Source organism: Streptococcus sp. HMSC062D07 (assembly GCF_001814215.1).
Classification (GTDB): Bacteria; Bacillota; Bacilli; order Lactobacillales; family Streptococcaceae; genus Streptococcus; species Streptococcus infantis_I.
Window position 1 is genome coordinate 47410 of the sequence record NZ_KV815324.1, and the last position, 21129, is coordinate 68538.

Sequence of the window (21129 nt, forward strand, 5' to 3'; positions counted from 1 at the left end):
TAGAAAAAAAGAAGATGGTATAATAGGCAGATGATTCAATTGTTTTTTACTCTCAGTAGTCATATGTTTTTTGTCTACCTAGTTTTTCAACTTTTGAAAGATTTAGTCAAATGGGATCAAATTTTGAAGGTGACCAAGGACAATGCGAGGAAGGTACGACTTTTGGTAGTATTGTGTAGTATCGGTTTAGGATATCTAATCAGTTCTTTTTTCCTAAATCTCTACCAATTATGGCAAGAAGCTGTACGGACATTATTCTAAATTCGAAAGTAAAGGAAAATATTTATGGAAAAAATTGTAGTTCGAGGTGGCGATAATCGCCTTGTCGGAAGTGTTACCATTGAGGGCGCGAAAAATGCAGTTTTGCCACTACTTGCGGCGACAATTTTAGCAAGCGAAGGAAAAACAGTTTTAAAAAATGTTCCTATCCTATCGGATGTCTTTACCATGAACCAAGTAGTTCGTGGATTAAATGCGAAAGTTAATTTTGATCAAGATGCACACATTGTTGAAGTGGATGCGACAGATGATATCACAGAAGAAGCTCCCTATAAGTATGTTAGCAAGATGCGTGCTTCTATTGTAGTCTTGGGTCCAATCCTAGCTAGGGTTGGTCACGCTAAAGTTTCGATGCCAGGTGGTTGTACAATTGGTAGTCGTCCGATTGACCTTCACCTTAAAGGTTTGGAAGCAATGGGGGCTAAGATTACCCAAACAGCTGGCTATATCGAAGCTAAGGCAGAACGCTTGCATGGGGCCCATATCTATATGGACTTTCCTAGTGTTGGGGCAACCCAAAACTTGATGATGGCTGCAACGCTAGCTGATGGCGTAACTGTTATCGAAAATGCTGCGCGTGAACCTGAAATTGTAGACTTGGCTGTCCTCTTGAATAAAATGGGAGCTAAAGTCAAAGGCGCAGGAACAGAGAGCATTACCATCACTGGTGTTGAAAACTTGCATGGTGCAACCCATAACGTTGTTCAAGACCGCATCGAAGCAGGGACATTCATGGTTGCTGCTGCAATGACAGGTGGAGATGTCCTGATTCAAGATGCTATCTGGGAACACAACCGTCCCTTGTTGGCGAAATTACAAGAAATGGGTGTTGAAGTCATCGATGAGGATGAAGGTATCCGCATCCGTTCTCAACGGGACAAACTAAAAGCAGTTCATGTCAAGACCCTACCACATCCAGGGTTTCCTACGGACATGCAGGCGCAGTTTACTGCTCTTATGACGGTTGCTCAAGGAGAATCAACTATGGTTGAGACAGTTTTTGAGAATCGTTTCCAACATCTAGAGGAAATGCGTCGCATGGGCTTGCATTCTGAGATTATCCGTGACACTGCTCGTATTGTTGGCGGGCAACCTCTCCAAGGGGCAGAAGTGCTGTCTACGGACCTTCGTGCAAGTGCAGCCTTGATATTGACAGGCTTAGTGGCCGAGGGTGAGACTGTTGTTGGAAAACTTGTCCATTTGGATAGAGGTTATTATCGTTTTCATGAAAAGTTAGCTCAGTTAGGAGCTAATATTGAACGGGTAAGTGTGGAAGCTGATGAAGATGAAGATGAATAAAGAAGTAGCTTATGTGCTGCGTCGATTTCTTTTAGTCATCATTGTTTTACTTTTAGGTCTCTTAGCACTTGGAATTGGCTTGATGATTGGCTACGGTATCTTAGGCAAGGGGCAAGATCCATGGGCGATTTTAGCTCCAGAAAAATGGCATGAGTTAATTGCGAAATTTACAGGAAAATAGGCTGGGAGACCAGTCTTTTTCTAGGAAGTGAAATGAAGGAGAAAGTATGAACAAAAAAACAAGGCAGGCCCTCATAGGTCTTCTGATTTTCCTACTTTTGTCGGCAGGAAGTTACTACATAAAAGAAATGCAGGCTTCGAATGCCACACCACGAACACAGGTACAACAGAAGTCAGGGTCGCTTGATACTCCAAGTCAAGAATTGGCCGAGAGTGTACTGACTGATTCGGTAAAAAAACAAATAAAGGGTACTCTTGAGTGGAATGGAGCAGGTGCCTTTATCGTAAATGGAAACAAAACGAACTTAGATGCAAAGGTTTCAAGTAAACCCTATGCTGATAACAAGACAAAAACTGTAGGTGGGGAGACGGTTCCAACTGTGGCTAATGCCCTTATGTCAAAAGCAACAAGACAGTACAAAGACCGTGAAGAAACCGGTAATGGTTCAACTTCTTGGACCCCAGCAGGATGGCATCAAGTCAAAAACCTAAAAGGGACTTATAATCACGCTGTAGATAGAGGACATTTATTAGGCTATGCCTTGATTGGTGGTTTAGATGGTTTTGATGCATCTACTAGCAATCCCAAAAATATCGCTGTACAAACAGCCTGGGCCAACCAAGCACGCGCAGAAGATTCGACTGGACAAAACTACTATGAAAGTTTAGTTCGAAAGGCTTTGGATCAAAATAAGCGCGTGCGTTACCGTGTCACATTGCTCTACGCTACAGAAGAAGATTTGGTTCCTTCTGCATCTCAGATTGAAGCCAAATCATCTGATGGTGAATTGGAGTTTAACGTCGTAGTTCCTAACGTTCAAAAGGGAATTCAGTTAGATTACCGAACAGGAAAAGTAACTGTTACAAAGAACTAATAGATAGTCGGTCCCTTATTGTTTCGGTAGGGGATTTACTATAGAAATCACAATTTAATGTGTAGAAGTTGAAAAATATGGTATAATAGTCACAATTATACTTTTTAGGAGAAGGAAAATGGAAGACCCGAGCAGTCAGGATTTGTTACTGCAATTTGTATTATTAGTTGTTTTGACCTTTTTAAATGCTTTTTTCTCTGCTACAGAGATGGCTATGGTTTCTCTTAGTCGCTCACGTGTTGAACAAAAGGCTGAAGAGGGGGATAAACGCTATATCCGTTTGCTAAAGGTACTTGAAAACCCCAATCACTTTTTATCAACCATTCAAGTTGGTATTACTTTAATTACAATCTTGTCAGGGGCTAAACTAGCAGACTCTCTTGGCGAATTGATTGCCTCATGGATGGGAAATAGCGAGACTGCGCACGCAATCGCAAGCTTCCTGTCACTTGCTTTCTTGACCTATATCTCTATCGTTTTTGGTGAACTTTATCCTAAACGCATTGCTCTAAATCTTAAGGATGCCTTGGCAATCCGAACTGTGCCATTTATTATTGCTATCGGTAAGATTGTGAGTCCCTTTGTTTGGTTGCTATCTGCATCAACCAACCTTTTGAGCCGTTTGACGCCGATGACATTTGACGATGCAGACGAAAAAATGACTCGTGATGAGATTGAGTACATGCTGACTAAAAGCGAAGAAACTTTGGATGCTGATGAAATCGAGATGTTGCAGGGGATTTTCTCACTGGATGAGCTTATGGCGCGTGAAGTCATGGTTCCTCGAACAGATGCCTTTATGGTAGATATCCAAGATGACACTCAGACTATTATCGAAAGTATCTTAAAACAAAACTTTTCTCGAATTCCTGTTTATGACGGCGATAAGGACAATGTCATTGGTTTGATTCATACAAAGAATCTGCTAAAAGCAGGGTTTACCGATGGTTTTGATAATATTGTATTGAGAAAGATATTACAGGAACCTCTATTTGTACCTGAAACCATTTTTGTGGACGATTTGTTAAAAGAACTGAGAAATTCACAAAGACAGATGGCTATTCTTCTTGATGAATACGGAGGAATGGCTGGTTTGGTAACACTTGAGGATCTCCTTGAAGAGATTGTTGGTGAGATTGATGATGAAACTGACCGTGCTGAAGTCTATGTTCATACTATCGGCGAGGACACTCATATTGTCCAAGGGACAATGAATTTGAACGATTTCAATGATTATTTTGATGTCGAGCTTGAAAGTGACAATGTAGATACCATTGCTGGTTATTATTTGACAGGTGTGGGAACTATTCCAACATCAGAAAAACTCAGTTATGAGTTAGATAGTGGCAACAAGCATATCACCTTGACAAATGACAAGGTAAAAAATGGTCGTGTAACCAAGCTTAAGGTTCAAATCCAAGAACTTGAATCAGAAGAAGAAACTGAATAAAACAAAAGCTTTATCAGAGAAAACTGATAAAGCTTTTTAAGTGCAAAAAAGAAAAGACTCCGTTAGGAGTCTTCGTTTATATAGAGGCGGTAGACGGATTTGAACCGACGATCAAGCTTTTGCAGAGCCGTGCCTTACCACTTGGCTATACCGCCTTAACTTTTATTATTATACCTTGAAAATTGTTTCTCGTCAATAGTTTTCTTTTCTGAAAACATAAGATTCAAATGTTTAAAAAAACATGCGACAAAATATTCTGAAAATTCGTTTACTTTTTACGAAAACTGTGGTATAATCTTCAATATCCACTATTTAAAACGAGGAGTTTAAAAAATGAAAAAAAGTCGGATTCTTGCGGTAGCGGGAGTATCCTTGCTTGCTGTCGGAGTACTTGCTGCATGTTCAAATTCAAATGCAGGTTCAAGCAACACAAAATTAGCATCAGATTATAAATACGTTTATTCAGTTGATCCTGAAACATTGGATTATGTTGTTAACAACGTTGACTCTACTTCTTTTGTTACTACAAATGCGGTAGATGGTTTGCTTGCTAATGATAAATATGGAAACCTTGTACCATCGATTGCTGAATCATGGACAGTTTCACAAGATGGTTTGACTTACACTTATAAGATCCGTAAGGATGCTAAGTGGGTTACTGCTGAAGGAGAAGAATATGCTCCAGTTAAAGCCCAAGACTTTGTGACAGGTTTGAAACACGCGGTAGAAGGCAAATCAAAAGGTTTGTCAGTTATTAGTTCATCAATTAAAGGACTAAACGCTTACATTAATGGTGAAACAAACGACTTTTCAACGGTTGGTGTAAAAGCAGTTGACGACAACACTCTTGAATATACATTGAACCAACCAGAAACTTTCTGGAATGACAAAACAACAAACGGCGTGATGATGCCAATTAACGAAGATTTCCTTAAATCAAAAGGGGAAAGCTTTGGTGCACCTACAGATCCATCTTCTATTTTGTACAATGGACCATTTGTTTTGAAATCAATCACAGCTAAATCATCAATTGAAATGGCTAAGAACGACGCTTATTGGGATAAAGATGCTGTTAAAATTCAAAACATCAAATTTACTTACTGGGATGGTAAAGACCAAGATGTTGTTGCCAAAGGATTCTCAGAAGGACAATACAGTAAAGCTCGTATTTATCCTACTAGCTCAACATACGAAAAATATGCGTCTGAGTTCAAAGATAATATCTTCTTTAATGAACCAGGATCAGCTATCGCTACTGTAAGTGTGAACTATGGTCGTACAACTTATAACCATACTTCAAAAACAACAGATAGCCAAAAAGAATCTACAAGAAAAGCTTTGCTAAACAAGGAATTCCGTCAAGCTCTTAACTTTGCGGTAGACCGTAATTCATACTCGGCTCAGACAAATGGTACAGAGGGAGCTGCGGTTGGAATCCGTAATACTTTCTCGCCATATGATCTTCAAGTTGGGGACAAACAATTTGGTAAACTTGTAGAAGAAAGTCTTGCGAAGACAAACTCAAGCACATGGTCAAACGTATCGCTTGCTGATTCACAAAACGGTCTCTACAACGAAGAAAAAGCTAAGGCTGCCTTTGCTAAAGCAAAAGAAAGTTTGAAAGCAGAAGGAGTAGAATTCCCAATCCATTTGGATGCTCTAACAATCCAAGAATCTACAGCTGTTGTAAACCGTGTTCAATCGCTTAAACAGTCTATTGAAAACGTACTTGGATCTGACAATGTTGTCATTGATCTTCAACAAATGACCCAAGCAGAAGCATTACCACTTTCATTTAGTGCTCCAACAGCCAAAGAACAAGACTGGGATATTCATACCTTGACTGGATGGAATCCAGATTATCAGGATCCATCAACATTCTTAGACCAGTTCACGATTAAAGGTGGTAATACTCGTTTGATTATGGGTATCGATAAAGATACTGATGCATCAGTTATCCAAAAACTTGGTTTGTCTGACTATGAAAAATTACTTGATGAAGCAAACAAAGAAAATCAAGACGTTCAAAAACGTTATGAAAAATATGCCCTTGCACAAGCTTGGTTAACAGACAACGGTTTGACAATTCCTGTAATGGCAGGTCCAAAAGAAACCGCTGTATCATTTGTATCTAAAGTTATTCCATTTACTTCTTCTTACTCAGTTGCGGGTCTTAAAGGAGAAACCTCAGGTTACTTGAAGTACACTGAAGTTGGTGAAAAACCTATTACAAAAGAAGAATACAAAAAAGCTCGTGAAAAATGGCTCAAAGAAAAAGCTGAATCAAACGAAAAAGCTCAAAAAGAATTAGCGAGCCACGTGAAATAAATAATGCTCATCAGAACTTTCTCTCCAAAAGGAGAAGGTTCTTTTGGGATTTTAAAGGAAATAATATGAAAAAATATGTTTTTATGCGTATCTTGCGGTCGTTAGTTTCTATCTTTTTAGTAACGACCTTGATTTACACAATCATCTATACGATGGTTCCACGGAAGTTGATCTTCAAACAAGATACTAACTACAATAAAATTGCAACAACAGCTGATAAACGTGATAATTATGAAAATACCGTTTATGAGCGTATGGGTTATATCGAGTATTACGATACGAAAGAGTTGCAGGAAAAAGCTAGTAGCATTGACCCTTCTGTAACCGTTGATGCAAACGATACAAATAAAGCTATCTACGAAAAATATATCCAACAACTTGGTAACGGTTGGACTTTGGGTGAATTCACAGAGAGCGGACAATTCTATGCTACTCGTGAAATCCCTATTTTCGAGCGTGTGTTCAAGTTCTATGCAAACTTGCTTGAAATTGACCATACAAACAAGATTCAAGACCCGGAAAATCCTAATTTAGAGCGTTATTTGCGTTTTGAAAACGATCCAGCTATTGGATGGTCTCTAGTAGGTTCAGGGACTAAACATAAATACCTCTTGTACTTCAACAGTCAATTCCCATTTGTTCACCAAAACTTTGTCAACTTGAACTTAGGAGATTCTTACCCAACTTATGCCAATACTCCTGTTCTTCAAGTTATCACACAAGGTCAAGGACAAACGAAGACTTCAGAAGTTCAATTCCCAACAGGTAAGAAAACATCATCAGTCAATATTTACTCAAGAACCTACAAATCTCCAAGTCAGGCAGATGCACGTGAAGTAGCAAACTATGGTAAGGATGATCCTTATACAGCTACTGAAAGTAATTATCAATATCCTTCAATGATTGCAAGTTCTGCTATCACAGGTTTAATTGGTCTTGCGATTTCATATGCGATTGCGATTCCGCTTGGTTCTGCAATGGCTCGATTCAAGAATACTTGGATTGATAGTTTCTCAACAGGAACCTTGACTTTCTTGCTTGCTCTTCCAACCATTGCCTTGGTTTATATCATTCGTTTGATTGGTTCATCTATCGGGTTCCCTGATTCATTCCCAATTTTGGGTGCTGGAGATTGGCGTTCTTATGTCCTTCCTGCAGTGATTTTGGGCTTGTTGGGTGCACCTGGTATGGCAATTTGGATTCGTCGTTACATGATTGACTTACAATCTCAAGACTTTGTTCGTTTTGCACGTGCAAAAGGTCTATCTGAGAAAGAAATTTCAAATAAACACATCTTTAAGAACGCTATGGTACCGCTCGTTTCAGGTATTCCAGGTTCTATTATTGGTGTTATCGGTGGAGCAACTCTTACAGAAACAGTCTTCGCTTTCCCTGGTATGGGTAAAATGCTGATTGACTCTGTAAAAGCATCAAACAACAATATGGTTGTTGGTCTTGTCTTTATCTTTACATGTATCTCTATCTTCTCATTATTTGTAGGGGATATTTGGATGACTATGATTGACCCACGTATTAAATTGACAGAGAAAGGAGGCAAATAATGTCTACAATTAGTAATGATAAATTTCAATTTGTAAAACGTGATGATTATGCCTCTGAAGCAATTGATACTCCTGCCTATTCATACTGGGGTTCTGTCTTTAGACAGTTTTTGAAGAAAAAATCAACAGTCATCATGCTCGGTATCTTGATTGCCATCGTTTTGATGAGTTTCATCTATCCAATGTTCTCAGATTTTGACTTTAACGATGTAAGTAAGGTAAATGATTTTAGTGCTCGCTATATCAAACCGAATGGTGAACATTGGTTTGGTACAGATAGTAACGGGAAATCTCTCTTTGATGGTGTCTGGTTTGGAGCTCGTAACTCTATCTTGATTTCTGTAATTGCGACCTTTATAAACCTTGTTATCGGTGTGATTGTAGGTGGAATTTGGGGTATTTCAAAATCAGTAGACCGTATCATGATGGAAGTCTACAACGTTATCAACAATATTCCATCGTTATTGATCGTTATCGTTTTGACTTACTCTATCGGTGCAGGTTTCTGGAACTTGATTTTCGCCATGAGTGTAACTACATGGATTGGTATTGCTTATTCTATCCGTATTCAAATCATGCGTTATCGTGATTTGGAATATAACCTTGCTTCTCAGACACTGGGGACACCGACATATAAAATTATAGTAAAAAATATTATGCCTCAGTTGGTATCTGTTATCGTAACGACTTTGACGCAAATGCTTCCAGCCTTTATCTCATATGAAGCTTTCCTTTCATTCTTTGGACTCGGATTGCCGATTACAGTTCCAAGTTTGGGACGTTTGATCTCAGATTATTCTCAGAACGTAACTACAAATGCCTACCTCTTCTGGATTCCATTGACAACTTTGGTTTTGGTTTCCTTATCACTTTTCATTGTTGGACAAAATTTAGCCGATGCTAGTGATCCACGTACACACAGATAGGAGTAGAAATGACAAATAATAAAAATGTAATTTTATCTGCTCAAGATATTGTCGTGGAATTTGATGTTCGTGACAAAGTTTTGACCGCTATCCGCGGAGTTTCTCTTGAGTTGATTGAAGGAGAAGTTCTTGCCTTGGTTGGAGAATCTGGTTCGGGTAAATCAGTTTTGACAAAAACTTTTACAGGAATGTTAGAAGAAAACGGGCGTATTGCTCAGGGGAGCATCGATTACCGTGGACAAGACCTAACAGCACTTTCGTCTCACAAAGATTGGGAACAAATTCGTGGGGCCAAGATTGCAACTATCTTCCAAGATCCTATGACTAGTTTGGACCCAATCAAAACAATCGGAAGCCAAATTACTGAAGTTATCATTAAACACCAAGGTAAAACAGCAAAAGAAGCAAAAGAAATGGCTATCGACTACATGAATAAGGTTGGTATTCCTGATGCTGAAAAGCGTTTTGAGGAGTATCCATTCCAATATTCTGGAGGGATGCGTCAACGTATCGTTATCGCTATTGCTCTTGCGTGTCGTCCAGATGTTCTTATCTGTGATGAGCCAACAACTGCCCTTGATGTGACGATTCAGGCTCAGATTATTGACTTGTTGAAGTCTCTACAAAATGAATACCACTTTACAACAATCTTTATCACACACGACCTTGGTGTGGTAGCAAGTATTGCTGACAAAGTTGCGGTTATGTATGCTGGTGAAATCGTTGAGTATGGTACAGTTGAGGAAATCTTCTACGATCCACGTCACCCATACACATGGAGCCTCTTATCAAGTTTGCCACAGTTGGCTGACGATAAAGGGGAATTGTATTCAATTCCGGGAACACCTCCATCACTTTATACAGAATTGAAGGGAGATGCTTTTGCTCTTCGTTCAGATTACGCAATGAAAATTGATTTCGAAGAAAAAGCACCCCAATTTGCTGTTTCAGATACTCATTGGGCTAAAACATGGTTACTTCATGAGCAAGCACCAAAAGTTGCAAAACCAGCAGTAATTGCAAATTTACATGACAAGATTCGTGAGAGAATGGGTCTTGTTCATCTGGAAAACTAGGAGGAAGGAAATGTCTGAAAAATTAGTAGAAATTAAAGACTTAGAGATTTCCTTCGGTGAAGGAAGTAAAAAGTTTGTAGCTGTTAAAAATGCTAACTTCTTTATCAACAAAGGTGAAACATTCTCACTTGTTGGAGAATCAGGTAGTGGTAAAACAACAATTGGTCGTGCAATTATCGGTTTGAATAATACCAGCAAAGGTGATATCATCTTTGATGGTCAAAAAATTAATGGTAAAAAATCACGTACTCAAGCGTCAGAATTAGTCCGCCGAATCCAAATGATTTTCCAAGACCCTGCTGCTAGTTTGAATGAACGTGCAACAGTTGACTATATTATTTCTGAAGGTCTTTATAACTATCACCTATTTAAGGATGAGGAAGAAAGACAAGAAAAAGTTAAAAAGATTATCAGTGAAGTTGGACTTTTGTCTGAGCATTTGACGCGTTATCCTCATGAGTTTTCAGGTGGACAACGTCAACGTATCGGGATTGCCCGCGCTTTGGTTATGGAACCTGATTTCGTTATCGCGGATGAGCCAATTTCAGCCTTGGACGTTTCTGTTCGTGCCCAAGTTTTGAACTTGCTCAAGAAATTCCAAAAAGAATTGGGCTTGACCTATCTCTTTATCGCCCACGATTTGTCAGTAGTTCGTTTTATCTCTGATCGTATCGCGGTAATTTATAAGGGTGTCATTGTTGAAGTGGCTGAAACTGAAGAATTGTTTAACAATCCAGTTCATCCATATACACAAGCACTTTTATCAGCTGTACCGATTCCAGATCCAATCTTGGAACGTAAGAAAGTTTTGAAAGTCTATGATCCAGACCAACACGACTACGAAACTGATAAACCGTCTATGGTTGAAATTCGTCCAGGACATTATGTTTGGGCTAACCAAGCAGAATTGGAACGCTATAAAAAAGATATGAACTAATGAAAAGTTTTATAATCTTCCTAGTATTATTCTAGAAAGGTTATGAAACTTTTTTATTTTGCAGATAAAAACTTGATAAACTATATAAATTTGATATACTGAATACAATAAGAACTAATCTGTTAGAAATGATATGAACTACGGGAGAATCATATGGACAACCAACCAAATTTTTTTACAGGAATGGCTAGAATTATTGGAACATGCCTCTGGGTAAGAGGAATGGGAGTACTGACTGAGAAGAAGGAATCTGAGCCAAAAGCCCTAGAGGTTGCTAAATTTCTTGCGGCTTATAAAATGTTATCTGCTCTGCCTTGGATTGCGGGACTTCCTAGAAAGGAAGATAAAAAATGAAATTTATTTGGGATATTTTATTTTATATCCTAGTCAAGCCACTGATTACGATTGTAGAATTTATTTGGTATCACATTTGTTTATTTTTTTATGAATTCCTTTTGAATTTGTTATATTCGATTTTTAACTGGATTTATAACTGGCTTTTTAGTTTATTTTAGAGACTAGAAATTGGAAGTACGTACATATATATACTCATATATAACTTTATTATCACAAAAAAGATGGAAGATATTCCATCTTTTTTGTTTATAGCAATAAGATTAAGGCGAAGTTTTAAAAAGCTGATGCAAATAATAGATTCGTAGAGAGTCTATGATATAGATTAGATTTAGTCTAATCAAATTCAGACGGTATAGGCACAGGAAAGTTCTCAAAGGTAATGACATCTCCCTTTTGAGTAGCAAGCTGGATACGGTTATCTTTGAGGCGACTAGCTTGAACTTCCTTGCCATTAATCTTGACAATACTCGATTCGATGTCTGGATAATCGACCACTAAATCTCCCCCAGCATGGGAAAGGAAAGCTAATGACTCAAGATTTTTTTCTTTCCATTTCATGCTGACTTCGAAGTTGCCACGAGCGACTAGACCTGAAATTTGCCCATCTTTCCAGGCATCCGGAAGAGCTGGTAATGGAGCAATGTAGCCTGTGTGAGATTGAAGGAGCATTTCTGCCATCCCGCTAGTGGCACCAAAGTTCCCATCGATTTGGAAAGGCGCGTGTGTATCCCAGAGGTTTTCTAGAGTTGAAGATTTAAGCTGTTCAGCCAACAAACGATGGGCACGATTTCCATCTAGGAGACGAGCCCAGAGGTTGATTTTATTGGCCTTGGACCAACCAGTCCCCCCATCTCCACGATGGTTTAAGGTTGCGCGTGCAGCCTCCAGGTATTCCGGATGATCCTTGCTAAATAGAGTTCCTGGGAAGAGCCCAACTAGATGGGAAACGTGACGGTGATAGTTTTCAATTCCTTCATTAGTGAATTGAGGACTGTCTTCTTCGTACCATTCCTTGATTCGGCCATCTTGGTTGATATGAAGTGGTTTGAGCTTGTCAAATTTAGCCTTTACTTCGGTTACCAAGTCTTGGTCGACATTGAGATGATTAGCTGCTTCCATATAGTCATGGAAGAGTTGCCAAACTAGAGATTGGTCAAAGGTGTTCCCAATCGTGATAGTTCCATGCTCTGGTGAGTATGATGGAGAAGAAACCCAACGGTCACTAGATTTGTCGTAGTGCAAGAAGGAATTCCAGAACTTGGCTGTTTCCTTGAGCATTGGATAAATCTTTTCTTTGAGATAGGTTTCATCCTTGGTGAATTTGTAGTAGTCATAGACGTTCTGCATCATCCAAGCATTGGCAGCAGGAGACCAACCCCAGTAATAATTCCAACCTGGAGTTGTCCAGCCAAATGGTGTTGCCTGAGTATGAACCAACCAACCGTTTTCTTGGCCTTCTTTGGATTCGATACCTGCATATTCTTTAGCAGCGATACGACCATAGTAGCGCATGTCATCAATATAATTGACCATTGGCTTAGCCGTTTCTGCAAGATTGTTCATGTAGGCAGGCCAGTAGTTCATCTGAAGGTTGACATTGAGGTGGTAATCTGAGTTCCAAGGTGGATTGTCTACAGCATTCCAGACTCCTTGCAAGTTGGCAGGAAGGGCATCTGTCCGGTCACGAGAAGAACTAATGAGTAGATAACGTCCGTATTGGAAGAAGAGCTCTTCTAGTTTTTGCCCTTTTTCTGGGTTGTAGGTATGCAGAGCTTCTTTTGTAGTTTGGTTAGACTTGTTGCCACCAAGATTTAGTTGAACACGATTGAAGAGACTTTGATAATCCTTGATGTGGTTATTTTTTAGGGTTTCATAATCTTTTGCTTTGGCAGCTTCTACGATAGACTTAACAGTTTTTTCTAGGTCAATATCTTTGCGATAATTGGTTTTTGGATTTTGAGCAAAGTTGGTCTTGGCACTGAGTAAAAGGGTCGCATAGCTGGCTCCGGTGACAGTCAAATAGCCATCTTGTGCAGTGACTTGTCCGTCTGTCTTGATTCCGAGATAGGAAGCAAATTTTAGACCATTGTCTTTGACAGTTCCTTTGAGCAAAATACCATTAGAATCAGTCGTAACTACCCCTTGTTTATAATTCGAATATTCCCAAGAGTAATCGCCATTCGCAAGTAAATCTTCTGTCAGACTATTCCAGAGTGTAAAATCAAGGGTCTTATCCCCTTTTTTACTCAAGTGGGTCACAGTAACATCGTCAGGATAGCTAGAGAAGGTTTCGCGTTTAAAGTTTGTCCCGTCCTGGGTATAAGAAGTAGTCGAGATAGCCTCAGAAATATCTAAGCCACGATGGTAGTCGGTAACATTCTCCAAGCCTTTCTTTTGGTTGTTAAAGACCATAAAGATATCACCAAAAGATAAGTAACGACCATACTGAGCATTGTTTGGTCCTACGAGGTTACGCTCAGCTAATTGTTTGGCTTTTTGGCGGTTTCCTTCTTCCAATGCTTTACGAATTTCTGCTAAGACCTTATAGCGGTCCTGATAGTTTCCTCCGTTGTAGTCGGTGCTATCCGGTTTTGGACCTCCAGACCAAAGAGTTTTTTCGTTGTATTGGATTCTTTCTTCACCGATGAGACCAAAAACTTTTGCACCCATTTCTCCATTTCCGACTGGAAGGGCTTGTTTTTCCCAACCGTCATAAGAAGGAGCAGTAGGTTGGTCATAATGAAGTTGATAGTTTTCTTGCTTAGTCATAGGAAGTTCTGGCTTTTCACTCTCCTTATTTTCAGAAGGTTCAGCTACAGCGTTAGCCTCTGATTGACTGTTAGTCTGAGGTGCTTCTTTTTCTACCTTCATCTCTTTACTAGCTAATTCAGTGGAAGCTTGATTTTCTGTGCTTGGTTGCTTTTCCTTGTTTTCTTGAGTTGGTTCCTCTACTTTCGTATCTACTTGAACCGTAGTTGCGCTGACACTTGCAGGCTTTTCTTTCACTTCAAGGCTATCCGCAGCGACATTCTGTGTTGCAAGAAAAACAGCTCCCAGTAAAACAGAAGCAGTACCAATGGTCAATTTTCGGATGCTATACTTACAGGATTTTTCCCAATAGCTTTTCTCCATAAAAACTCCTTTCTCAATTCTGTAAGCGCATACATTTTCTGGTAAAAAAATAAGCCTTGCAGAAAGATGTTTCCTTTGTTTTGTATAATCTTAATATAGCAAATAAATCGATCCAATGCAAGGCTTTTTAGGAAAAACGGTCTTATTTTACCAAATTTTAGTTCTTTTTTAATTCTATTAAAATAAAAAAGATGAGAGCTGAAAAAATCTGAGCAATCACCTACCATTTATGTAAGCGTAAATCAAACTAGTCAGGAGTGGGACTTTATGGTATAATATAGAAGATTCAAGATTCAAAAAGAAACAGGAGAAATATTATGGACCTTATTTTAGCAATTGTATTGATTGTTTTAGCTTTTCTAGGTGGAGCACTTGGAGGAATGTACTTGGTACGTAAGCAAATCGAAAAAGAATTTGCGGATAACCCACGTTTGAATGCAGAAGCAGTTCGTACTCTTTTGAGTGCAAATGGTCAAAAACCAAGCGAAGCTAAGGTACAACAAGTTTACCACCAAATCATTCGCCAACAAAAAGCAGCCCTTGCTAACAATAAAAAGAAATAAATAGGAAAAGTCTGGGATGAAAATTCCAGACTTCTCACTATGTTCAACTGATATTTAGAGCGAAGACTTTTTCCTTGCATTCTATTGATATTTGATTATGATTAAGAGAGAGACAGTTGGGACTTCACAGACTGTCAAAAATTTCTGTAAGAAATATAATGATAATGAACTATCAATCAGAAAAATAAGACTAGAAAGAAGACTGTATGGATAATCGACCAATTGGTTTTTTGGATTCGGGCGTTGGAGGCTTGACCGTTGTACGTGAGCTCATGCGCCAGCTTCCTCATGAAGAAATCGTCTATATTGGAGATTCGGCACGGGCACCTTACGGGCCTCGTCCTGCTGAGCAAATTCGTGAATATACTTGGCAGTTGGTCAACTTTCTTTTGACTAAGGATGTCAAGATGATTGTCATCGCTTGTAATACTGCAACAGCAGTTGTTTGGGAAGAAATCAAGTCCAAGTTGGATATTCCTGTGCTGGGTGTCATCTTGCCTGGGGCTTCAGCGGCTATCAAATCTAGCCAAGGTGGGAAAATTGGTGTGATTGGAACACCGATGACAGTACAATCAGACATCTATCGTCAAAAAATCCATGATCTAGATCCGGATTTGCAAGTTGAAAGTTTGGCCTGCCCTAAGTTTGCTCCCTTGGTTGAGTCTGGTGCCCTTTCAACCAGTGTGACCAAGAAAGTAGTTTATGAAACCTTGCGTCCATTAGTGGGCAAGGTAGACAGTTTGATTTTGGGTTGTACCCACTACCCGCTCCTCAGCCCCATTATCCAAAATGTGATGGGACCGGAAGTGAAACTGATTGATAGTGGAGCAGAGTGTGTACGGGATATTTCTGTCTTACTCAATTATTTCGAGATTAATCGTGGCCGCGATGCAGGGCCTCTACAACACCGTTTTTATACGACTGCAAATAGCCATAGTTTTGCTCAGATTGGAGCGGAATGGCTAGAAAAAGAGATTCATGTGGAGCATGTAACATTATGACAAACAAAATTTATGAATACAAGGATGACCAGGACTGGTATGTAGGTGTCTGGGACGTCTACGGTGGAATCTATAGCCTCATAAAAGATCCTCTTGATCTCGATTTTATGGATTTGGCTCGCATTTTCCGTGATGAGGAAAATGGTTTTCCAATCACGATTACGGTAATGCGCCGGTCTTCCAACTTCCGCTTGCTATCTTTTATCGTTGAGATTTTAAATGCAGAAGCCGGTCGAAACTTGGAAGTCATTCAACGCCAAGGTGCCTTGCTCTTAGTTGAAAATGGACAACTCTTGCATGTGGAATTACCTAAAGAAGGAGTAGATGTCGAAGCCTTCTTTGAAACTAGCAAAGTCAGAGAAACCTTGTTGATAGCGACTCGTAATGAAGGGAAGACCAAGGAATTTCGTGCTATCTTTGACAAACTTGGATATGATGTGGAGAATCTCAATGATTACCCAGATCTGCCTGAAGTTGCTGAAACTGGTATGACCTTTGAAGAAAATGCTCGCCTTAAGGCTGAAACCATTTCCAAATTGACAGGTAAGATGGTTCTGGCGGATGATTCTGGTCTTAAAGTAGATGTTCTTGGCGGATTGCCAGGGGTCTGGTCAGCTCGTTTCGCAGGAGTAGGGGCAAGTGATCAAGAAAACAATGCCAAACTCTTGCACGAATTAGCCATGGTCTTTGAACTCAAGGACCGTTCGGCACAATTCCACACCACTTTGGTTGTGGCTAGCCCAGGTAAGGAAAGCTTGGTGGTCGAAGCTGATTGGCCAGGCTACATTAACTTTGAACCTAAGGGTGAAAATGGTTTTGGCTATGATCCTCTTTTCCTAGTAGGAGAAACAGGCAAGTCATCAGCTGAATTAACCCTTGAAGAAAAAAATAGTCAATCTCACCGTGCCTTAGCCGTTAAGAAACTTTTGGAGGTATTTCCATCATGGCAAAGCAAACCATCATTGTAATGAGCGACTCCCATGGAGATAGCTTGATTGTAGAAGAAATACGTGATCGCTATCTTGGGAAAGTTGATGCCATTTTTCACGATGGTGACTCGGAGCTTCGCCCAGATTCACCACTCTGGGAAGGAATTCAGGTAGTTAGAGGAAACATGGATTTCTATTCAGATTATCCAGAACGCTTAGTGACTCAACTGGGTCCTACCAAGATTATCCAGACTCACGGACACTTATTTGACATTAACTTCAATTTCCAAAAACTAGATTTCTGGGCTCAAGAGGAAGATGCTGATATCTGTCTCTATGGTCACTTGCATGTACCAAATGCTTGGATGGAAGGGAAGACCCTCTTTCTAAATCCAGGTTCTATCAGCCAACCACGTGGGACCATCAGAGAATGTCTCTACGCTCGTGTGGAAATTGATGACAGCTATTTCAAAGTGGACTTTTTGACACGTGATCATGATGTTTATCCAGGCTTGTCCAAGGAGTTTGCTCGATGATTGCCAAAGAATTTGAACTCTTTTTGCTGGAACAAGAGGAAACCTTTTTGACTCCTGCTGAAAATTTGGCTGTGCTCATTGATACTCACAATGCAGATCATGCAATTCTCCTCCTTAGCCAGATGACTTATACACGAGTTCCAGTAGTGACTGCTGAGAAAAAATTTGTTGGGACTATAGGGCTTAGAGATATTTTTGCATACCAAATGGAGCAGGGTTTGAGTCAGGATGTCATAGCAGATATGGATATCGTTCACATGACAAAGAAGGATGTGGCAGTGGTTAATCCAGATTATACACTGACGGATGTTTTACATAAGCTAGTGGATGAGTCTTTCCTGCCAGTCGTTGGTAAGGATGGTCTTTTCCAAGGAATTATCACACGAAAATCAATCCTTAAGGCTGTCAATGCCCTTCTGCATGATTTTAGTAAGGAATATGAGATTCGAAGCAAATGAGAGAATGGATTTTAACATTTTTAGAAGAAAAGCAAAATCTATCTAGTAATTCTAAACAGTCTTATAAATATGACTTGGAGCAGTTTTTAGATCTTATTGGAGGACGAATTTCTGAGACAAGTTTAAAAATCTATCAAGCACAACTTTCAAATTTTAAAATTAGTGCCCAAAAGCGTAAAGTTTCCGCCTGCAATCAATTTCTTTACTTTTTATATCAGAAAGGAAAGATTGGCACCTTTTATCGTTTGGAATTGCCGAAACAGGCTGAGAAAAAACAAGTCAAGTCAGAGCTTTTAGACTTGAGTTCTTTCTGGCAAGAAAGTACCTATCCAGAAGGGCGTTTAATAGCCTTATTGATAGTTGAATTGGGCCTCTTGCCTAGTGAAATTCTAGCCATAAAAATAAGTGATGTGAATCTAGATTTTCAAGTGTTGAGAATCAATAAAGCCTCTCAACAAAGAATCTTGAGTCTTCCCACAAAATTACTTGCAGAGTTAGAACCCTTGATGGGACAGACCTACATCTTTGAAAAAGCTGGGAAGCCATACTCTCGTCAATGGGCCTTTCGTCAGTTAGAAGCCTTTCTAAAGGAAAAAGGTTTTGCAGATTTATCGGCTCAAGGATTGAGAGAACAGTTTATACTGAGACAAATTGAAGAGAAGGTTGACTTGTATGACATCGCCAAAAAATTGGGATTAAAAACAGTCATGACCTTAGAAAAATATAGATAATGGATATTAAATTAAAAGATTTTGAAGGGCCTTTGGACTTGCTCTTACACTTGGTTTCAAAGTATCAGATGGATATCTATGATGTACCGATTACAGAAGTTATTGAGCAGTATCTAGCCTACATATCAACCTTACAAGCCATGCGTTTAGAAGTAGCAGGTGGATATATGGTGATGGCTAGCCAACTGATGCTGATCAAAAGTCGTAAGCTCTTGCCAAAGGTTGCGGAAGTGTCTGATTTAGAGGATGACCTTGAACAGGACCTTCTTTCTCAAATCGAAGAATACCGCAAGTTTAAACTTTTGGGAGAGCAGTTGGAAGTGAAGCACCAAGAACGAGCTCAATATTACTCAAAAGCACCGACAGAGTTAATTTACGAAGATGCTGAACTTGTGCATGATAAGACCACGATCGATCTTTTCTTAGCCTTTTCAACCTTACTGACCAAGAAAAAGGAAGAATTCTCGAAAAACCATACAACCATTTTACGAGATGAGTATAAGATTGAGGATATGATGGTCATTGTTCGGGAAGCCTTGGTAGAAGGGCAACAACTATGCCTACAGGATTTGTTTAAAGAAACCAAGGATTTGCAAGAGGTTATTACACTTTTTTTAGCAACCTTAGAGTTGATTAAAACCCAAGAAATTCTCTTGATTCAAAAAGAGAGTTTTGGAGATATTTATCTCATAAAAAAGAATGAGGAAAATCAAGTAGAGCAAAGTCAGGCTTGATTGAGAGGAAGTATGAGTACTTTAGCAAAAATAGAAGCGCTCCTGTTTGTGTCAGGTGAAGATGGGATTAGGGCTCGCCAGTTGGCAGAACTCTTATCGCTTCCACCAACAGGAATTCAGCAAAGCTTAGAAAAATTAGCCAAAAAGTATGAAAAAGACCAGGATTCTAGTTTGGCCCTGATTGAGACAGGAGGTGCCTACAGATTGGTAACCAAGCCTCAATTTGCTGATGTTTTAAAAGAATATTCTAAGGCGCCAATCAACCAGAGCCTATCTCGGGCTGCGCTTGAAACCTTGTCCATCATTGCTTATAAGCAGCCTATCACACGTATAGAAATCGATGCTATTCGTGGGGTAAATTCGAGCGGGGCCTTAGCTAAGTTACAGGCCTTTGACTTGATACGAGAAGATGGAAAGAAAGAAGTTCTTGGTCGCCCTAATCTTTATGTAACGACGGATTATTTTCTAGATTACATGGGTATTAACCATTTGGAAGAATTGCCTGTGATTGATGAGCTTGAAATTCAAGCACAAGAAAGCCAATTATTTGGTGAAAGGATAGAAGAAGATGAGAATCAATAAGTATATTGCCCACGCAGGAGTGGCCAGTAGGAGAAAAGCAGAGGAGTTGATCAAGCAAGGCTTGGTGACTGTTAACGGTCAGGTGGTGCGTGAACTAGCGACTACTATCAAGTCTGGTGACAAGGTAGAAGTTGAAGGTCAACCCATCTACAATGAAGAAAAGGTCTACTATCTGCTTAACAAACCACGTGGAGTGATTTCGAGTGTAACGGATGACAAGAACCGCAAGACTGTTGTCGACCTTTTGCCTCATGTGAAAGAACGTATTTACCCTGTAGGACGTTTGGACTGGGATACCTCAGGTGTTCTGATTTTGACCAATGATGGGGATTTTACAGACGAGATGATTCACCCTCGTAACGAGATTGACAAGGTCTATGTTGCGCGTGTAAAAGGGATTGCCAACAAAGAAAACCTTCGCCCCTTGACTCGAGGAGTTGAGATTGATGGCAAGAAAACCAAGCCAGCTGTCTATGAAATTCTCAAAGTGGACCCAGTTAAAAACCGCTCAGTTGTTCAATTGACCATCCATGAAGGACGTAACCACCAAGTTAAAAAAATGTTTGAAGCTGTAGGTCTTCAAGTTGACAAGTTGTCACGGACCCGTTTTGGACACCTAGACTTGACAGGTCTCCGTCCAGGTGAATCCCGTCGTCTCAATAAAAAGGAAATTAGCCAACTACATACTATGGCTGTAACCAAGAAATAATGAAAAGAATGTTAATTGCGCCTGTGCGATTTTACCAACGCTTTATATCCCCGGCTTTTCCGCCTTCTTGTAGATTTGAACCAAGCTGTTCAAACTACATGATTCAGGCTATTGAAAAGCATGGATTTAAGGGGGTTCTCATGGGATTGGCACGGATTTTACGATGTCATCCTTGGTCTGAAATAGGTAAGGATCCTGTTCCGGACCACTTTTCTTTAAAGAGAAATTCAAAGTAAAAAGAGGCTAGGACAAAAGTCCTAGCCTCTCAATTGTCTTTGGATTGTCGAGCAAGACGCAGTGGTTGAGTGGGTTCTACTAGGCTGATTTCATCAGCTTTTACAGCCTTATACTCTTCGAAAATCAAATTCAAACCACGTCAGCGTCGCCTTACCGTACTCAAGTACAGCTTGCGGCTAGCTTCCTAGTTTGCTCTTTAATTTTCATTGAGTATTACTCAACTGTGCGGAGGTGGGACGACGAAATCG

Annotated in this window: 21 protein-coding genes, 1 tRNA gene and 1 pseudogene; 21 read left to right on the plus strand and 2 right to left on the minus strand. The window is 39.7% G+C overall.

Going from position 1 to position 21129, the window contains the following annotated elements:
- Window positions 1-30: 30 nt before the first annotated feature.
- The 5 genes from HMPREF2957_RS08840 to HMPREF2957_RS00880 all read left to right on the plus strand — a co-directional run bounded on the left by HMPREF2957_RS08840 (window position 31) and on the right by HMPREF2957_RS00880 (window position 4083).
- On the plus strand, window positions 31-261 hold the full coding sequence (locus tag HMPREF2957_RS08840; RefSeq protein ID WP_033587493.1) for a DUF1146 family protein: 231 nt from the start codon (window positions 31-33) through the stop codon (window positions 259-261).
- 24 nt (window positions 262-285) lie between these two features.
- Entirely contained in the window at window positions 286-1578 is a 1293-nt protein-coding gene (gene murA, locus HMPREF2957_RS00865) for a UDP-N-acetylglucosamine 1-carboxyvinyltransferase (protein WP_049494507.1), read from the plus strand.
- Window positions 1565-1759, plus strand: coding sequence for a DNA-directed RNA polymerase subunit beta (locus HMPREF2957_RS00870; protein ID WP_053092421.1), 195 nt, complete (start codon window positions 1565-1567; stop codon window positions 1757-1759). Before murA ends, HMPREF2957_RS00870 begins: the two co-directional genes overlap by 14 nt.
- A 46-nt stretch (window positions 1760-1805) precedes the next feature.
- Window positions 1806-2633 (plus strand): DNA/RNA non-specific endonuclease, encoded by an 828-nt coding sequence (locus tag HMPREF2957_RS00875; RefSeq protein WP_070677015.1) that lies wholly within the window; start codon window positions 1806-1808, stop codon window positions 2631-2633.
- A gap of 118 nt (window positions 2634-2751) precedes the next feature.
- The gene (locus tag HMPREF2957_RS00880) at window positions 2752-4083 is read left to right on the plus strand and encodes a hemolysin family protein (protein WP_070677016.1); all 1332 of its coding nucleotides are present in this window, start codon (window positions 2752-2754) and stop codon (window positions 4081-4083) included.
- An 84-nt stretch (window positions 4084-4167) separates the two neighbouring features.
- Here the strand turns inward: HMPREF2957_RS00880 and HMPREF2957_RS00885 are convergent.
- Window positions 4168-4238, minus strand: a tRNA-Cys gene (locus HMPREF2957_RS00885).
- Window positions 4239-4416: 178 nt separating this feature from the next.
- Between HMPREF2957_RS00885 and HMPREF2957_RS00890 the strand changes: the two genes are divergently transcribed.
- From HMPREF2957_RS00890 to HMPREF2957_RS00915, 6 genes are all read left to right on the plus strand, one after another.
- Window positions 4417-6411 carry a peptide ABC transporter substrate-binding protein gene (locus tag HMPREF2957_RS00890; RefSeq protein ID WP_070677017.1) on the plus strand — a complete coding sequence of 665 codons (1995 nt, stop codon included), beginning with the start codon at window positions 4417-4419 and terminating at the stop codon, window positions 6409-6411.
- 65 nt (window positions 6412-6476) lie between these two features.
- Entirely contained in the window at window positions 6477-7973 is a 1497-nt protein-coding gene (locus tag HMPREF2957_RS00895) for an ABC transporter permease (protein WP_070677018.1), read from the plus strand.
- Window positions 7973-8899, plus strand: a complete 927-nt coding sequence (oppC, locus tag HMPREF2957_RS00900; RefSeq protein ID WP_004251681.1) for an oligopeptide ABC transporter permease OppC — start codon at window positions 7973-7975, stop codon at window positions 8897-8899. The genes HMPREF2957_RS00895 and oppC overlap by 1 nt, the downstream gene beginning before the upstream one ends.
- A gap of 8 nt (window positions 8900-8907) precedes the next feature.
- Window positions 8908-9975, plus strand: coding sequence for an ABC transporter ATP-binding protein (locus HMPREF2957_RS00905; protein WP_004251684.1), 1068 nt, complete (start codon window positions 8908-8910; stop codon window positions 9973-9975).
- A gap of 10 nt (window positions 9976-9985) precedes the next feature.
- The gene (locus HMPREF2957_RS00910) at window positions 9986-10912 is read left to right on the plus strand and encodes an ATP-binding cassette domain-containing protein (protein WP_004251696.1); all 927 of its coding nucleotides are present in this window, start codon (window positions 9986-9988) and stop codon (window positions 10910-10912) included.
- A gap of 153 nt (window positions 10913-11065) precedes the next feature.
- Window positions 11066-11266 carry a hypothetical protein gene (locus HMPREF2957_RS00915; RefSeq protein WP_004251701.1) on the plus strand — a complete coding sequence of 67 codons (201 nt, stop codon included), beginning with the start codon at window positions 11066-11068 and terminating at the stop codon, window positions 11264-11266.
- Window positions 11267-11629: 363 nt separating this feature from the next.
- On the opposite strand, the pseudogene HMPREF2957_RS00920 reads toward HMPREF2957_RS00915, so the two are convergent.
- A pseudogene (locus HMPREF2957_RS00920) lies at window positions 11630-14401 on the minus strand (glycosyl hydrolase family 95 catalytic domain-containing protein); the annotation flags it as partial.
- A 317-nt stretch (window positions 14402-14718) separates the two neighbouring features.
- Between HMPREF2957_RS00920 and HMPREF2957_RS00925 the strand changes: the two are divergent.
- The 10 genes from HMPREF2957_RS00925 (at window position 14719) to yidD (ending at window position 20880) form a co-directional block, all read left to right on the plus strand.
- Entirely contained in the window at window positions 14719-14964 is a 246-nt protein-coding gene (locus HMPREF2957_RS00925) for a YneF family protein (protein WP_004251708.1), read from the plus strand.
- Between the two features lie 206 nt (window positions 14965-15170).
- The gene (gene racE, locus HMPREF2957_RS00930) at window positions 15171-15965 is read left to right on the plus strand and encodes a glutamate racemase (protein WP_070677019.1); all 795 of its coding nucleotides are present in this window, start codon (window positions 15171-15173) and stop codon (window positions 15963-15965) included.
- Window positions 15962-16933, plus strand: coding sequence for a nucleoside-triphosphate diphosphatase (locus HMPREF2957_RS00935; RefSeq protein WP_049494497.1), 972 nt, complete (start codon window positions 15962-15964; stop codon window positions 16931-16933). Before racE ends, HMPREF2957_RS00935 begins: the two co-directional genes overlap by 4 nt.
- Window positions 16909-17430 carry a metallophosphoesterase gene (locus HMPREF2957_RS00940; RefSeq protein ID WP_049494496.1) on the plus strand — a complete coding sequence of 174 codons (522 nt, stop codon included), beginning with the start codon at window positions 16909-16911 and terminating at the stop codon, window positions 17428-17430. The genes HMPREF2957_RS00935 and HMPREF2957_RS00940 overlap by 25 nt, the downstream gene beginning before the upstream one ends.
- Window positions 17427-17888: a cyclic-di-AMP-binding protein CbpB gene (gene cbpB / locus HMPREF2957_RS00945; protein WP_049494495.1), complete on the plus strand. Its 462-nt coding sequence runs from the start codon at window positions 17427-17429 to the stop codon at window positions 17886-17888. The genes HMPREF2957_RS00940 and cbpB overlap by 4 nt, the downstream gene beginning before the upstream one ends.
- Window positions 17885-18619: a site-specific tyrosine recombinase XerD gene (gene xerD / locus HMPREF2957_RS00950; RefSeq protein WP_070677020.1), complete on the plus strand. Its 735-nt coding sequence runs from the start codon at window positions 17885-17887 to the stop codon at window positions 18617-18619. The genes cbpB and xerD overlap by 4 nt, the downstream gene beginning before the upstream one ends.
- A complete protein-coding gene (locus HMPREF2957_RS00955) occupies window positions 18619-19353 on the plus strand; it encodes a segregation/condensation protein A (RefSeq protein WP_049494493.1) in 735 nt (244 codons plus the stop codon). The genes xerD and HMPREF2957_RS00955 overlap by 1 nt, the downstream gene beginning before the upstream one ends.
- A gap of 12 nt (window positions 19354-19365) precedes the next feature.
- Window positions 19366-19935 (plus strand): SMC-Scp complex subunit ScpB, encoded by a 570-nt coding sequence (scpB, locus tag HMPREF2957_RS00960; RefSeq protein ID WP_049494492.1) that lies wholly within the window; start codon window positions 19366-19368, stop codon window positions 19933-19935.
- The gene (locus HMPREF2957_RS00965; RefSeq protein WP_070677021.1) at window positions 19922-20644 is read left to right on the plus strand and encodes a pseudouridine synthase; all 723 of its coding nucleotides are present in this window, start codon (window positions 19922-19924) and stop codon (window positions 20642-20644) included. The genes scpB and HMPREF2957_RS00965 overlap by 14 nt, the downstream gene beginning before the upstream one ends.
- On the plus strand, window positions 20644-20880 hold the full coding sequence (yidD, locus tag HMPREF2957_RS08845; RefSeq protein ID WP_083312325.1) for a membrane protein insertion efficiency factor YidD: 237 nt from the start codon (window positions 20644-20646) through the stop codon (window positions 20878-20880). The genes HMPREF2957_RS00965 and yidD overlap by 1 nt, the downstream gene beginning before the upstream one ends.
- Window positions 20881-21129 lie beyond the last annotated feature (249 nt).